Source organism: Pseudomonas sp. PDM03, from assembly GCF_014852385.1.
Lineage (GTDB): Bacteria > Pseudomonadota > Gammaproteobacteria > Pseudomonadales > Pseudomonadaceae > Aquipseudomonas > Aquipseudomonas migulae.
Window position 1 is genome coordinate 23,552 of sequence record NZ_JACVBM010000029.1, and the last position, 15,568, is coordinate 39,119.

A 15,568-nucleotide genomic window follows, 5' to 3' on the forward strand; every position below is an offset into this window, starting at 1 on the left:
ATGTCTCGCTGCTCGACCGCTTTTTTCAAGATGCTGACTGCGTTCGCGGTGCTGGTGCTGCTGGCCGGTTGTTCGTCGCTGTCGCCGTATTCCAAAGTGACCAAGGTCAACCTGAAGCTCACCGGCAGCGATCAGCTGAACCCGGACCTCAACGGGCGCCCGTCGCCGGTTGTCGTGCGTCTGTTCGAGCTCAAGCACCCGGTGACATTCGAGAACGCCGACTTCTTCAGCCTGTACGAGCGCGCCAAGGAATCCCTGGCCCCGGACCTGGTGGCTAGCGAAGAACTCGAACTGCGCCCGGGCGAAACCATTGAGCTGAAACTCAGTGTGGAGGAGGGCAGCCGTTACGTCGGGATCCTCGCGGCCTACCGCGACCTGCCGGAAACCAAATGGCGTTACACGGTGCAAGTCACTCCGCTGGAAGTCACCGAGGCTGACCTGACCCTCGACCAGGCCGGTATTCGCAACAGCAACGAAAAGCTCGCCAAGGCGGATGACTGATCATGAATTCCCATAAAGTCATTTGGCAGGAAGGCATGCTGCTGCGTCCGCAGCACTTCCAGCACAACGATCGCTACTACGACCACCAGATGAAAACCCGCACCCAGTTGCTGGGCAGTTACACCTGGGGTTTCCTCAATCTCGACATCGATTTGCAGTTCCTCAACATGGGCAAACTGGTGATCAGCCAGGCCTCGGGGATTCTGCCGGACGGCAGCCTGTTCGAACTCGGCGGCAACACCGAGCCGCTGGCGCTGGACGTGCCGCCGAACACCGGCAATACGCCGATTTACCTGGCGCTGCCGCTGGTCACTGGTAACCACATCGAGTCGCGCCGCCCGGAGCAATCCGACGTGCTGGCGCGCTACACCGCGTACGAAGCGGAAGTGGCCGACTCCAACGCCGGCGACGATTCTGCCAGCCAGGTCAGCTGCGGTCGCCCGGACTTCAAACTGTTGCTCGGCGAGCAGCAGAGCGATCAGGCCTACGTGAAGCTGAAGATCTGCGACGTGCTCGACACCACGCCCGATGGCGTGATCAGCCTCGATCCGGATTTCGTGCCGACCTACATTCAGGCGCATTCCTCCAGCTACTTGCTGTCGTGCCTGAAAGAAGTGATCAGCATGCTCGGTCACCGGGGCGACACCATCGCCGAGCGCATTCGCTCCAACGGCAAGGTCGGTGGCGCGGAAGTCGGCGACTTCATGATGCTGCAACTGATCAACCGCACCGAGCTGCTGCTGCGTCACTACCTCGGTCTGGAACAGGTTCACCCGGAAGAGTTGTACCGCACGCTGCTGACCATGCTCGGTGATCTGGCGACCTTCTCCAGCGACAGCAAACGCCCGCGTCTGGACAGCCGTTACCAGCACAGCGATCAGGGCGCGAGCTTCCGCAAACTGATGGAAGCGATTCGTCAGGTGCTGTCGATGGTGCTCGAACAGCACGCCATCGAACTGGTCCTGCAAGCGCGTCAGTACGGGATCATCGTCTCGCCGTTGCACGACCACAAACTGCTGGGCTCGGCGTCGTTCGTGCTCGCGGCCAGCGCCAACTGCGATTCCGAAGAACTGCGCCACCGCTTGCCGGCGCACCTCAAGGTCGGCCCGGTGGAGCGCATCCGCCAACTGGTCAACCTGCACCTGCCGGGCATCAAGGTCAAACCGTTGCCGGTGGCCCCACGGCAGATCGCGTTCCACTCCAACAAAACCTATTTCATTCTCGAACTCAGTTCCGAAGACCTGGCACAACTGGAGCGCTCCGGCGGCTTCGCGTTCCACGTGTCCGGCGAATTCGCCGAGCTTGAATTGAAATTCTGGGCCATCAGGAACTGACCGACATGATCAAGGACATGGAACACCATCAGGACGATAAAACCGTCTTGCTCGACCGCCAGGGCCACGGCCCGGCGCAAAGTCCGCTGACCGACTTCGCCGCACCGCCGCGTTTCGAACAACTCGAAGAGCGGATGATCTACGCCGCCCGCCTGCGCCCGGCGGAGACCTTCAACATCAGCCTCAATTCGCTGGTGGCCGCCGGTTCCGACCTGTTGTCGGAAGTGGTTCGCCTCAAGCACAGCGACAGCCGCGAAGACATGTACGCGCTCAACGAGCGCCTGACCGCCGGGCTGAAACTGTTTGAAGTGCGTGCGCTGCACAACGGCGCCGAAAGCAGCCAGGTGATGGCTGCGCGTTACGTGCTCTGCACCGTGGTCGATGAAGCCGTCGTGACCACGCCGTGGGGCAACGAAAGCGAGTGGTCGCAGATGAGCTTGCTCAGCAGCTTCCACAACGAAACCTTCGGTGGCGAGAAGTTCTTCCAGCTGCTGGATCGCCTGTCGAAAAACCCGGTCAAGCACCTGCCGATGCTGGAGCTGATGTACCTGTGCCTGTCCCTCGGTTTCGAAGGCAAGTACCGCGTGCAAGCGCGCGGCATGCTCGAACTCGAAGGCATCCGCGACGCCTTGTATCGGCAGATTCGTCAGCTGCGCGGCGACGTGCCGCGTGAACTGTCGCCGCATTGGGAAGGCTTGAACGACCAGCGTCGCAGCCTGGTGCGCATCGTGCCGGCGTGGATGGTGGTGCTGTTCACCGTGGTCTGCCTGGTGGTGATGTATTCGGGGTTCGCCTGGGTCTTGGGCGAGCAGCGCGACACCGTTCTGCAACCTTATCAGCCGCTGGATTCCGCCGCGGCCCAGCCGCTGTCGCAGCCGTAAACAGGGACGTGTGATGAAAAAGTTTTTCAAGAAAGTCGGCGCGTTCGTGCGCCAGACCTGGGTCTGGACCTTGCTGCTGGTGCTGTTCGTCGCACTGCTGGTCTGGTTTGTCGGGCCGCTGTTGGCCGTCGATGACTACAAGTTCTGGGAAGGTTCGACCTCCCGCCTGCTGACCATCAGTGTGCTGTTTCTGATCTGGGGCCTGACCATGGTCTTCGTCAGCTGGCGTGCCGGTGTGCGCAAGAAAGCGGTCGAAGAGACTGAGGATGGTCAGGATCGTATCCGTCGTGAAGAGAAGATCGACGAAGAGCAGAAGGAGTTGAAAGAGCGTTTCAAGGACGCCCTGAAAACCCTGAAGACCTCGAGCCTCTATCGCGGCCGCAGCGAACGCTGGCGCAGCGATTTGCCGTGGTACTTGCTGATCGGCCCGCAGGGCAGCGGCAAGACCAGCCTGCTGGACTTCTCGGGCCTTGAGTTTCCGATCAACAAGATCGATCGCAAACTGACCCGCGACACCCTCGGCACCCGTCATTGCGACTGGTATTTCGCCGACCACGGTGTGCTGATCGACACCGCCGGTCGTTACCTGACCCAGGCGGATGCCGAAGTCGATGGCAGCGCCTGGAGCACTTTGCTCGACCTGCTGCGCAAGCGTCGTCGCAACCGTCCGTTGAACGGCGTGCTGGTGACCATTCCCGTGGAATTGCTGCTGGGCGCTAACGAGCAGGACCTGGAGACGCTGGCGCGTCAGGTGCGTGCGCGCCTGCAAGACGTGCATCAGAAACTGCACGTCGATGTGCCGATCTATCTGGTCCTCAGCAAGGCTGACCAGTTGCTCGGTTTCGACGAGTTCTTCGACCAGCTGACCCGCGAAGAAAGCGATCAGGTGCTCGGCACCAGCTTCCGCAAAGAGCAGAGCGGCACCGACGTCACCGTGCTGCGCGCCGAGTTCGAAGAGCTGCTGCGTCGCCTGAACAGCCAAGTGATCATGCGCATGCACCAGGAGCGCGACACCCAGCGCCGTGGCCGCATCCTCGATTTCCCGCATCAACTGGGGCAGATCGGCGAGCGCCTGTGCCTGTTCGTCGACATGGCGTTCACCGGCAACCGTTATCAGCGTGTCAGCCAGTTGCGCGGTTTCTACCTGACCAGCGCACCGCACCTGACCCAGGAAATGGACCAGACCACCGCCGGCATCGGCGCCAATCTGGGGATCAATTCCGGCGTATTGCCGACCCTGCGCAGTGGCCGTTCGCGGTTCATTCACCATTTGCTCAGCCGGGTGATTTTCCCTGAGGCCGATCTGGCCGGTCTGGACAAACGTGAACGCAGCCGCATCCATTGGGGCCAGCGTGCGTTGTACGTCGGTGCATTGGCGGCGTTGGGCCTGTTCGGCCTGCTGTGGGCAAGCGGTTTCTCGGCCAACTATGAGCGCCTGGAAAACCTGCGCAACCTGGCGCAAACCTGGACGCAACAGCGCTCGGCCCTGACCGCCCGTGATGATTCGATGGCGGTACTGAAGACCCTCGACACCAGCTACGCAGCGACCCAGGTGTTCCCGAAAAAGGGTGACGTGGGTTACCACGAGCGTGGCGGTCTGTATCAGGGTGAAGACGTCAACCCGGTGGTCAAGGCGGCTTACGAGCGCGAGCTCGAAAAGCAATTGCTGCCGAAGGTCGCGACCCTGCTGGAAGGGCAGATCCGCGCCAACATGAAGGACCGCGAACGCCTGCTCAACAGCCTGCGTGCGTACCTGATGCTGAACATGAAAGATCGTCGCGATGCGGTGTGGCTCAAGGACTGGGTCGCTACTGACTGGTCCCTGCGTTACGCCGGCAACACGGCGGTGCAGAACGGCCTGAACACGCACTTCGAGCGTTTGCTCAAGCTTCCGTTTATCTACCCGCTGAACGATCAACTGGTGGCTCAGGCGCGTCAGGTATTGCGCAGCGAGTCGCTGGCCAACGTGGTTTACCGGATGCTGCGCGAGCAGGCCCGAGACCTGCCGGAATACCGTTTGAGCCAACACCTGGGCCCGCAAGGTGCGCTGTTTGTCGGCACCGATTACGTGATCCCGGGCTTCTACACCCAGCAGGGTTATCAGCAGTATTTCTCGGTGCAGGGCAGTGCGCTGGTCACCGATATCCTGCGTGACAACTGGGTGCTGGGCGAAGGTTCGGGCATCAGCGGCATGGACTTGCGTCGCCTGATGGTCGAACTGGAGCAGCTGTATTTCCGCGACTACGCCAACTTCTGGAGCGAAGCCGTGGGCCAGGTTGCACTGCCTCCGATCAGCGATTTCAGTGAGGGCGCCGAGCAACTGGCGGGCCTGACCTCGGCCAACTCGCCGGTGCTGCAACTGCTGGTGGAAGTGCGCGAGAACACCCGATTCCCGGCAGAAGCCGAGGCGGTCGATCAAGCGGCTGATGCCGCCGCAGCACTGGGCGAGCAGAAAGGCAAGTTGGGCAAGCTGGGCAAACTGGCGTCTGCCGCCGCGGACAAAGCCTCGGACATGGCCGCGATCAAAAACCTGCCGGACACCGCGAAGAAATCCCTGCAACGCCGCTTCGAACCGCTGCACCGTTTGCTGGATGACAACAACGGCCCGGCCGCTGATTTGACCCCGGCGCTGACGGCGCTCAACGACCTGCAAATGCAACTGTCGAGCCTTGCGCGCGCCAGTGCGCCGGAGCAGGCCGCGTTCGAAATGGCCAAGACCCGCATGAGCGGCCAGCGTGATGCGCTGAGCAACCTGCGCAATGCCTCGAACCGCCTGCCGCGCCCGGTCAGCGTGTGGTTCAACGTGCTGGCCGAAGACACCTGGCGTCTGGTGCTTAATGATTCCTACCAGTACCTGAACCAGCGTTATCAAAGCGAGCTGTACAGCTTCTACGGCAAGGCGATCAACAAGCGCTACCCGTTCAGCGCCCACAGCACCAGCGACGTGGCGATCAGCGACTTCCGCGAGTTCTTCAAGGCGCAGGGCATTGCCGATCGCTTCTTTGATACCTACATGCGTCCGTTCGTGAGTGGCGATCCGGGCAACTACCGTCTGCGCAGCATTGACGGTCACAGCATGCCGATCTCCAAGGTCTACCTCGACCAGATGGCCGCAGCCCAAGTGATCCGCCAGAGCTTCTTCTCGATCAACCCGGCGGAACCGCAAGTGCAGTTCAAACTGGAGCCGTACACCCTCGACCCGGCGGTCAGCCGTTCCGAGTTCAAGTTCGGCGACAAGACCATCGAATACCGTCACGGCCCGATTGTGCCGGTGTCGTTCAAATGGCCGACCGACGCTGAAGACGGGCGCACCAGCCTGGTGATGGACAAGATGGCGGGCCGCCCGATCGGCATCGAGAAGAACTCCGGCCCGTGGTCGCTGTTCCGTCTGTTCGACCTGATGCAAACCGAGTACCTCAGCGGTCGTGATGTGCTGGTGCTGAAGGCGGACGTCGGTGGCCTGCGCGCCAACTACTTGCTGACCAGCCAGCGCACGCCGAACCCGTTCGACATGGGCGTGCTGCGCACCTTCCGTATGCCGGTGCAGCTCTGATGCTGGTTGCCAGTTCCTGGCGCAGCGCTGCGCGCACCGATGCCGGCAAGGTTCGGGCGCGCAACGAAGATGCTTTCCTCGACTGCCCGCAGCAGGGGCTGTGGGTGGTCGCGGACGGCATGGGCGGTCATCAGGGCGGCGACGTTGCCAGCCAGTTGATCGTCGCCAGCCTGGCGGAATTGCCGGTGCAGGATGACTTCGACGAACGACTCAAAGGTATTCGCCAGTGCCTGCACTGGCTGAACCGCCGCTTGGGTCAGGAGTTGACCGTCACCGCCGGGCGCCACGACAGCATCATGGGCAGCACCGTCGTGGCGCTGCTGGTGGAAGGCAATCGCGCGGCCTGCATCTGGGCCGGCGACAGCCGTTGTTACCTGTGGCGCGGCCAGCGTTTGTATCAGCTGTCCAAGGACCATTCGCTGCAACAGCAACTCATCGACGAGCAACAGATGAGCGTCGAAGACGCCAGTGCCCATCCCGCCGCGCATGCCTTGACCCGTGCGGTCGGGGCCGCCGAGCAGCTGACGCTGGACGTGCTCGAACTCGAGGTTTACCCCGGCGATGCGTTTCTGTTGTGCAGCGATGGTTTGTACAACGGGCTGAGCAGCGATGCCTTGGGTAGCGCCCTGAGCCTGACCGCGCCGCATGTCGCGCTTGAGCGTCTGTTCGACGGCGCGCTGCGTGGCTCGGCCCGGGACAACCTGACTGCCGTGGTGATCCGCCAATGACCCAACTCATGCCGCCGCTCGACGACCTGCTGATGAGCGAAGAGCAAGCCAATAACCTGACTTACTTTGCGTTTGCCAAGTCGCATCAAGCTGAGCCCGCGTTGGCGCCGACCAAGGCCAGCGTCGGTGAACTGCCAGACGTGCTGGCAGGGCGTTACCGCATCGAGCGCCTGCTCGGTGCCGGCGGCATGGGCGCGGTTTACCGTGCACGGGACTTGCTGAGCGAGCAATTCGGCGATCCCGACCCTTATATCGCGCTGAAAATCCTCAGCGAAGAATTTGCCGAATCGCCGGACGCCAGCGCCTTGCTCTACAGCGAGTTCGCCCTGACCCGACGCCTGCGCCATAACAATGTGTTGCGACCGCACACCTTTGAAGTGGACACCGATTGCCAGCGCGCCTTCATCACCATGGAACTCATGCGTGGGCTGACCCTGGACAAACTGCTCTGCGAACGGCCACTTGGCCTGCCGTGGAAAGAACTGCGTGACATCGCGCTGCCGTTGCTCGACGCACTGGCCTACGCCCACGCACGCGGCGTGCTGCACGGCGACATGAAGCCGAGCAACGTGATGCTCAGCGAAGAAGGCGTGCGCCTGTTCGACTTCGGTCTGGGCCAAGCCGAGGAGGGCATCCTCCCAGGCCTGCCACACCTGAGCCGCGACCGCTTCAACGCCTGGACCCCAGGCTACGCCGCACCGGAACTGCTCGAAGGCCAGCCGCTGTCCGCCAGCGCCGACGTCTACGGCGTGGCCTGCGTGCTTTACGAATTGGCGGGCGGCAAACACCCGTTCCGCCGCTTGCCCTCGACCCAGGCCCGTGACGAACACCTGGAGCGCGAGCTGCACGCCCCGAAAAATCTACCGAAACACTGCTGGCCAGCCCTGCGAACGGCGCTGGCATTCGATGCGGCCGATCGAACGATCACCGCCGCACAACTGCGTGACGCCATGGGCGCCACTTTGTCTTTGCTGCAACGTCTGCGATTTCGGGCGTAACGGATGACTACCGAACAGGGAGCAAGCAATGTTCAACCCAGCTAACGAAACGCACTTCAGCCTGACTGTCGAAGACTATGTGGGCGACCTGCAAGTGCTGTCGTTCACCGGCACCGAAGGCATCAGCCAGCCGTATCGCTTCGACCTCGAACTGGTCAGCGAAAACCCCGATCTGGACCTGGAAAAACTCCTGCACAAACAGGCATTCCTCGCGTTCGATCCGCAGGGTAGCGGCATTCACGGCCAGATCTACCGCGTCGCCCAAGGTGATGCCGGCAAGCGCCTGACCCGCTACAAAGTCTCCCTGGTGCCGCACCTGCAATACCTGCATCACCGCACCAACCAGCGCATCTACCAGCAGATGTCCGCGCCGAAAATCATCGCGCTGATCCTCGAAGAACACGGCATCAAGGGCAACGCCTACAACTTCCAGCTCAGCCAGCCATGCCCGGACCGCGACTACTGCGTGCAGTACGACGAAACCGACCTGCACTTCGTCCAGCGCCTGTGCGAAGAGGAAGGCATTCACTACCACTTCCAGCACAGCGAAAAAGCTCACTTGCTGGTATTCGGTGATGATCAGACCGTATTCCCGAAACTCGGCCAGCCAACGGCGTACGTGCAAGGCAGCGGCATGGTCGCCGACGAACCGGTGATCAAAGGCTTCAAACTGCGCCTGGAAACCCGCACCAGTCGCACCACGCGCCGCGACTACGACTTCGAAAAACCACGCCTGCAACTCGAAGCTGCCTACAAGCCCGATGTTCAGAGTGACGAACCAGACCTCGAAGACTACGACTACCCCGGCCGCTTCCTCGACCGCGCGCGCGGCAAATTCCTCAGCCAGCGCATCCTCGAACGCCACCGCGCCGACTACCAGCAAGCCGAAGGCCACGGCGACCAGACCCGCTTGATCAGCGGCCACTTCCTGGAAATGTCCGACCACCCACGCACCGAGTGGAACGACCTCTGGCTGCTCACCGAAATCGTCCACGAAGGCAAACAACCGCAAGTCCTCGAAGAGTCCGTGACCAGCGACACCACCGACAACAAAGACGACTTCCACCAGGGCTACCGCAACCGCTTCCTCGCCACCCCATGGGCCGTGTTCTACCGCCCGGCGCTGCAACACCCGAAACCCCGCGTACTCGGCAGCCAGACCGCCAAAGTCACCGGCCCCGCCGGCGAAGAAATCCACTGCGACCAATACGGCCGCATCAAAGTGCAATTCCACTGGGACCGCGAAGGCCAGGCCGACGACAAAACCAGCTGCTGGATGCGCGTCTCCTCAAGCTGGGCCGGCGACCGCTACGGCGCCATCGTCATCCCGCGCATCGGCATGGAAGTCCTCGTCACCTTCCTCGAAGGCGACCCCGACCAACCACTGGTGACTGGCTGCCTGTACCACAAGGAAAACCAGGTTCCCTACGAACTGCCGGCGAACAAGACGCGCAGCGTGTTCAAAACCCTCAGCTCACCGGGCGGCGGCGGGTACAACGAACTGCGCATTGAAGACAAGAAAGGCGCGGAGCAAATCTTCATCCATGCCCAGCGGGATTGGGATGAAAACATCGAGCACGACCAGAAGATTCGCGTCGGCAATGAGCGGCACGACACGGTGGTGAAGAACACCTACACCGAGCTGAAGGCTGAAGAGCACCGCACCACGATTGCTGATCGCAAGGTTGAAACGCGGGTGGATGATCACCTGACGGTTGGGCAGAACCAGCATGTGAAGTTGGGGACTGCGCAGCTGACTAGCGTTGGGAAAGAGATTCACCTGAAGGCTGGGGCGAAGATTGTTATCGAGGCCGATTCGGAGCTGACCATCTTGGGTGGTGGCAGTTTTATCAAGCTGGATGGCGGTGGGGTGACGGTTGTTGGGCCGATTGTGAAGATCAATGCCGGTGGATCGGCGGGCTCGGGGACCGGGATCGGGATTAAACCGCCGATACTGCCAGGCGCAGCGGACAAGGACATCGCCGGCGCTGTGCCGCCTCAGGCACTCGGCAACGCACCGATGGCGCCGCCCCCGGTTTGCAAGGAATGCCTGGCCCGGGCCAAACGTAACGCCCAGGCCTTGGCCGCACGATAAAGGACGACTTCATGTACACAAGCAACGTGCACTGGCTGGATGAGTTATGGGTCAACGCCCTGCAACTGAAACAGTCGCACCTCGACCTGTTGATCGACGCCACCAGCCTCGACTACCCGCTGCTGCAAGAACTGGCGGAGCAGCCCGACGGGCCAAAACTGGCCAAGCTGTTTGAAAACACCCCGGAAGTCGCCATCGCCGATTTCGGCCCGCTGCTGCTGCGCGTCGACACGGCCCAGCGCGCCTGGCTGAAAACCTTCATCAGCGCCGTCGACTGCAACAAACACGTCGTCGCCCTGTTCAGCCCTTGGGCGTTCGATGCGCTGGCCGAACACCTGCGCGGCTACACCCAGGCAAAATGGAACCAGGGCCGCTCCGAAGGCGTGCTGCGCTACTACGACCCGCGCATGCTGCTGCCCGTCGCCGAAACCCTGACCCCGGTACAAAGCAACGCCTTCCACGCCGCCGTCATCTCCTGGCACTGGCTCGACCGCGACCAACACCCACAAAGCCTGCCCGGCAACTACGTCCGCCACGCCCCCACACCGGCCAACGGCCCCGTCATGTTCGACCACCCACAAGTCGCCAACCTGCTCGCCTGGACCGAAGCCGACGCCTACCGCGTCGACCGCTGCGCCGTGCCGCAGAACTACGGCTTGAGCCGTAATGAGGGGCTTATTCGTCATTTGTATCGCAGCCAGATTGCAGCGAATCAGAAGGGGTTGAAGGAACCGGAAGAGCGGGAACCGTTTATTGAACAGTGGCTGGTGGAGAACTCGCCGTTTGTGATTGATGAACCGCCGAAGGCGTTGATTTGATGAGTGGGGTTGCTTGTGGGCTGGGGGAGATGAGGTCTTCTTGGCGGGTTCGTGGGTGGGTGTTAGGGGGGGTGGTGATGTTGAGTGGTTGCAGCAGTGCTCCATCGAAAATGCTGGCGGCACCGGTGACGGGTTACAACCATACTTCTTCTGCCATCAATCGCTTTACTGTGAATGGTGCAAGTGGTGCAAACGTAGGGCCTCATCAGGGCGGGGGTAGTGAAGTTTGTTGTGGGGTTGTGCCAAGAGTATGGACCCCAGGTTTGAGAGCTATTGTTGAATGGGAGAAAGACCCTAATGCAAGACCTTCTGCCAAATGGCCACCAATTGGTACGGACGCTTACCGTGCAGAATATAAAAAGCATGCGGCGCAATATACCCAGCATTCAGTAACTGTCGATATTCCAAAATACGATACGGCGGGTTCTTTGAAGGTGCATTTTCTTCCATGTGATCAAGTTCGCGTGTCAGCTGACAACATTAAGCGCGGAGATCCAGCCTATCCGTATAATTTTTCAATGAATATGGAGGAGCCGAAGGTATGTCAATAATGAATGATGTAGTTAAAGAAATACGCTTGTTTGCGACTGTTATGCAAGACGTTTTTGTGCGGAAACTTTGCTTGGGGCTAAGAAGAATCAGTTCCAATATGGTGGCGCGATCATTAGTTCTTGTATTCAGCATGTTCGGCGTAAGCGCTTGCAATGCTGGCCCTGAAATGGTGTCTGCACCGATTACTGGTTATAACCACACCTCCGCGGAAATTATACGGTTTAGTATTAATGGTGCGGGTGGTCCCCGGATTCCACCAAATGCTGGTGGAGGAGCTGAAGTTTGCTGTGGCGCACTCCCTCTTCAGTGGAATCCGGGAGTTAGAGCAATCATTGAGTGGGACAAAGACCCAAATCCATACGGCCCCATTAAGCGTGACCAATACGGACAAATTCTAAAAGAGGCATTGGTTCGTCACTCCGCTGGTTATTCTCACCATACAGCAACGGTTGAAATTCCGAAGTATGCCGAGCAACTTTGTGCCTTGCAAGTTCACTTCCTACCCTGCGATCAAGTAAAAGTATCCACGACTTGTTTTACTCCAGAAAACCCAAATTATCCAGACAAGGCGTACTTTAAAGTTAAGGAGCCGGCCACATGTTCGAATCATTAATGGGGCCGGGCGCCCCTTCGCCGGATAGTGCGTTAGTTGCTCCGAGTTTTCCTCTTGCGCGTCGACTGCCAAATGATCCAGGTCAGCTAACCAAGAATATACAATTGCAAAAAAAAGACGAGCGTGCATTTGGTAGTCAGCAACGTAAGCTCATTCAAGCTAAGGGGGGAGCGGATAGTGGTACGCCCTGCTGTAAAACGCTGCATATCACATTAGCTTTCGATGGTACCAATAACAACGATCAGGCGGACGGAGCGTCAACACCTAATTCACGGAGTAACATTGCGCGTCTTTTTCATGCCAGTTTGGGAGCACTGCCCGATATGGTACGAGAAGGGTTTGTGAAATATTACTGTCCTGGGGTTGGTACGGTATTTCCGGATGTTGAAGAGTTTGTCCCTGATAACAGTGGATTAGTTGGTGCGAGTGGTGGCGAAAATCGTATTAATTGGGCACTTACGAGATTGCTTGATGCGTTAAAGCAAAGTGTGGGAGATGGGAGGCTGCCGATCGATATAACCAAACGAATGCTAAAAGACATGGCGACGAATGGTTACGCAAATACCTTCGGCTTAGGTTTATTCGAAAGCGGAGAAAAGAAACGCGAAACAACGTTGCGAAAACCAATTCAGGATCTTCAGGATAAACTGAAAAAGCGAGATGACTCTGGAGAGAAACCGCATATTTTAGCTATGCGACTTTATGTTTACGGGTTTTCCCGAGGGGCTGCTGAAGCCCGAACTTTTGTCAATTGGTTACAGACGCTCGTTCGTTGCGAAAATGAAAACGGTGCCGTTGAGTACCGATTTGCGGGACTACCAATATCGATCAACTTTCTAGGTGTTTTTGACACCGTCGCCGCAGTTGGACTTGCCGACAGTGTTCCATTTGCAGCAGGGCATATGGACTGGGCTGATGGCACTATGCGCCTTCCCGACGAAGCAGAATCCCTTTCTCAGAGCACAGCGCTACCTGATGATTGTACTTATCTAAAACGCTGCGTTCATTTGGTTTCTGGCCATGAGCAGCGAGCAAGCTTTCCATTGGATTCAATACGCCGCCGCCCAAAATCAGCAGACGGCAGTCGTGATAAAAGTAAAGCTTCAAGTTATCGACAAGGAACAGTTGAGTACATATATCCTGGGGTTCATTCGGACGTAGGTGGTGGGTACTCTCCAAATGACCAAGGGAAGGCAACCGCTGGGTCAGACCATGTCTTATCCCAAATTGCTTTGCAGCACATGTACGCCGAAGCGTTCATGGCGGGCGCTCCACTGCTAGTTCCAGGGCCCGCGGTGCAAGAAGGGGTTCATGACCAATGGAGAATGATGGCAACAGAACTTGAGGGTGAGTTTTTAATCTCCGAAACGCTCATCAAACGCTTCAACGCATGGCAAGCACAAGGCCAAAGTGGTCCGCTAGAGGACATGATGAAACGTGAGCACGCTCTGATCACTGGATGGCGAATTGATCGGTATGCTGGCGGTGTAGAAAAACAATCATTTTTTAAAAATGCCGCTCCGGATATGCCACAGGCCAAGATTGATGCTTGGGAGGACCTGGAAAAGCGCCACAACGCTGAAACTACTGCGGCTGCACAGGGCAAGCCAGCGCCAACATACACAGAGGAACAGGAAAAAGAGCACCAGCTGAATATTCAAATTGTCGGCAAGGACAAGTATGAAAATGCGCGCTGGGAAAAAGTGTTCGAACCACCGCTAGACCACCGGCAGTTGCTCGGCGCCGCAGCGGAATTCCGTCATGACTATCGAAGAGAGTGGGGCTTGGTCGGTGACGGTCATACGAGTGTGGCTGTGATCGATATGTTGCTTGGCGGTACGGTGTATCTGATCAACGAAGAAGACGAAGCCGAGGAGTATGCGTACCTTTACAAAGAAGGGACGGCTCGTTACGAAAAAATGTTCAGTTCACCGAACAAACCGAGAACAGGTCAGGAAGACCTCGTAGCGCTCTTTGATGATCAGGTTCACGACTCTCGTGCTTGGTTTATGAACACTTCCGGGATTGTGCCCCGCGAACCGTTTACGGACTACTTCCGAATTCGTCTGGTGCATTTCGATAATGAGTCGAACAAGCAATTGTCTCTGCTAGCCACAGCGGGTCGAGTGATTGGACTCGGTATTGCTGTTGCCAGTGTCGGTCTGAGCATCAAGAAAAAAGACCCTCGCATGCTGTTGGGGCTCTTTTTGCCGTCGTTAGCACTTCCAGTGCTCAGCGGCAAAGTAGGTGTGGGTATTTCGGAGTTGCCGCAAATCAGTGCCTTCGATCCGCTGACCGGGATTGCACTGCCAATGCTGGATAGCCTCGACTCGTTACGAACGTTCACTAAAGAGCCGGGTGACCTGGTTGCCAAAGTCGCAGCCTTGCCACCGCTGAAACCATTGACCGAAGCAACCGCGAACACCCCGGCGCTGCAGAAAATCCTGGTAGCCCATCAGGCGCTTGAAGCAGTCGAAGCTGCTCGCAAGAAAGACGTGGGTGCATTGGCCGGTATGCTGGCGAATTCGGCGAACGAAGAGGACAAGCCCGGTGGCTGGCTTGACTTGGTGGCTGATCAGGCCAGTAACTTGAAGTCGTCTGAAAAGAACGTGTAGCTGTACAAAGATAAGGGCGGCTCTGGTGAGCCGCCCTTTTAGTTTGGTTCCCAATTACCCTGGCAAAGCCTATTTTGAAGTGAAGTAACCAAAGGTCTGCCCGGGTTCCTGAGCCAGAAAAGAACACGGCCCCGATTGTTGGCAACATCAATAGGGGCCGTTTTTGTTTGCTTGGTTAGCCAGTTCAGCTTCACGCCTTGGCGCGATGCTCTTCCGGGGTCGACGAATCAATGTGGTCCAGCGCTCGCTCCACCAACAGATGCACACCGTCCGCCATTCTGCTGAGGGCCAGGGCGACTGAGCGGCGGGAGCCTTCTACACCGTCGGCCAGGTCGGCGGCAATGGCGCTGATGGACAGTAGGTCTTCTGAGGCGTTGGCCAGGAGGGTTTCGGTGTGGAGGTCGGGAGCGACGATGAAGAGCGCACCCTTGCGGCTTTTCGATTGTTTATCCGGTGCGGTGCCGAAGTGATGGTCGAGGGCACGCTCGGCGGCTTCGTGGAGTTTTTTGGAATCCAAGGATTCGTAGGGGGAGGTGGCTTCGTGTTCTGGAGGGTTGGGTGTTGGCTTGATCATGGATGCAGCTCCTGGAATTAAGAGACCGACACCGTTTCGCTTTGCACTTCGAAAGAGGTGGCAGCTGTGCGTTGGTGTGCAAGACCGATCCAGGAACCGGCAGACCCGAAGGTCTCCGACGCACAGCCGCCATAACGACCCGCGAGCATAGGAAAACACTCGACGAATAGCCATAAGCAATTGCGCACCTGGGTTCGGACTTGCACGTCCGTATCGCCGATTTTGCGGCGACGAACAAAGACTATCGGCGAAGCCTATGCCTGCCTAGTTCATGAACAGCACCACGTATCGAAGGAAATTTCCGAT

The 15,568-nt window shown here is 58.7% G+C and carries 12 protein-coding genes; 11 read left to right on the forward strand and 1 reads right to left on the reverse strand.

Annotation, left to right across the window (positions count from 1 at the left end; genetic code table 11):
* The 11 genes from tssJ to IB254_RS27375 all read left to right on the forward strand — a co-directional run bounded on the left by tssJ (window position 1) and on the right by IB254_RS27375 (window position 14,688).
* Window positions 1–501, forward strand: coding sequence for a type VI secretion system lipoprotein TssJ (gene tssJ / locus IB254_RS27325; protein ID WP_008030657.1), 501 nt, complete (start codon window positions 1–3; stop codon window positions 499–501).
* A gap of 2 nt (window positions 502–503) precedes the next feature.
* Entirely contained in the window at window positions 504–1,835 is a 1,332-nt protein-coding gene (gene tssK, locus IB254_RS27330; protein WP_008030656.1) for a type VI secretion system baseplate subunit TssK, read from the forward strand.
* Window positions 1,836–1,840: 5 nt separating this feature from the next.
* Entirely contained in the window at window positions 1,841–2,716 is an 876-nt protein-coding gene (gene icmH, locus IB254_RS27335) for a type IVB secretion system protein IcmH/DotU (protein WP_008030654.1), read from the forward strand.
* Between the two features lie 13 nt (window positions 2,717–2,729).
* Complete coding sequence (tssM, locus tag IB254_RS27340; RefSeq protein WP_192420522.1) at window positions 2,730–6,269, forward strand: type VI secretion system membrane subunit TssM; 3,540 nt, start codon at window positions 2,730–2,732, stop codon at window positions 6,267–6,269.
* Entirely contained in the window at window positions 6,269–6,997 is a 729-nt protein-coding gene (locus tag IB254_RS27345) for a PP2C family protein-serine/threonine phosphatase (RefSeq protein WP_192420524.1), read from the forward strand. The genes tssM and IB254_RS27345 overlap by 1 nt, the downstream gene beginning before the upstream one ends.
* Window positions 6,994–7,995 (forward strand): serine/threonine-protein kinase, encoded by a 1,002-nt coding sequence (locus IB254_RS27350; RefSeq protein WP_192420526.1) that lies wholly within the window; start codon window positions 6,994–6,996, stop codon window positions 7,993–7,995. Before IB254_RS27345 ends, IB254_RS27350 begins: the two co-directional genes overlap by 4 nt.
* A 28-nt stretch (window positions 7,996–8,023) precedes the next feature.
* Window positions 8,024–10,090, forward strand: coding sequence for a type VI secretion system tip protein TssI/VgrG (gene tssI, locus IB254_RS27355; protein ID WP_192420528.1), 2,067 nt, complete (start codon window positions 8,024–8,026; stop codon window positions 10,088–10,090).
* 11 nt (window positions 10,091–10,101) lie between these two features.
* Entirely contained in the window at window positions 10,102–10,908 is an 807-nt protein-coding gene (locus tag IB254_RS27360; RefSeq protein WP_192420530.1) for a DUF4123 domain-containing protein, read from the forward strand.
* A gap of 29 nt (window positions 10,909–10,937) precedes the next feature.
* Complete coding sequence (locus IB254_RS27365) at window positions 10,938–11,459, forward strand: DUF3304 domain-containing protein (RefSeq protein WP_192420560.1); 522 nt, start codon at window positions 10,938–10,940, stop codon at window positions 11,457–11,459.
* A 98-nt stretch (window positions 11,460–11,557) separates the two neighbouring features.
* Window positions 11,558–12,073 (forward strand): DUF3304 domain-containing protein, encoded by a 516-nt coding sequence (locus IB254_RS27370; RefSeq protein WP_411737509.1) that lies wholly within the window; start codon window positions 11,558–11,560, stop codon window positions 12,071–12,073.
* The gene (locus IB254_RS27375) at window positions 12,058–14,688 is read left to right on the forward strand and encodes a T6SS phospholipase effector Tle1-like catalytic domain-containing protein (protein ID WP_225602527.1); all 2,631 of its coding nucleotides are present in this window, start codon (window positions 12,058–12,060) and stop codon (window positions 14,686–14,688) included. The genes IB254_RS27370 and IB254_RS27375 overlap by 16 nt, the downstream gene beginning before the upstream one ends.
* A gap of 190 nt (window positions 14,689–14,878) precedes the next feature.
* On the opposite strand, the gene IB254_RS27380 is transcribed toward IB254_RS27375, so the two are convergent.
* A complete protein-coding gene (locus IB254_RS27380) occupies window positions 14,879–15,262 on the reverse strand; it encodes a DUF6124 family protein (protein WP_192420532.1) in 384 nt (127 codons plus the stop codon).
* Window positions 15,263–15,568: the final 306 nt, after the last annotated feature.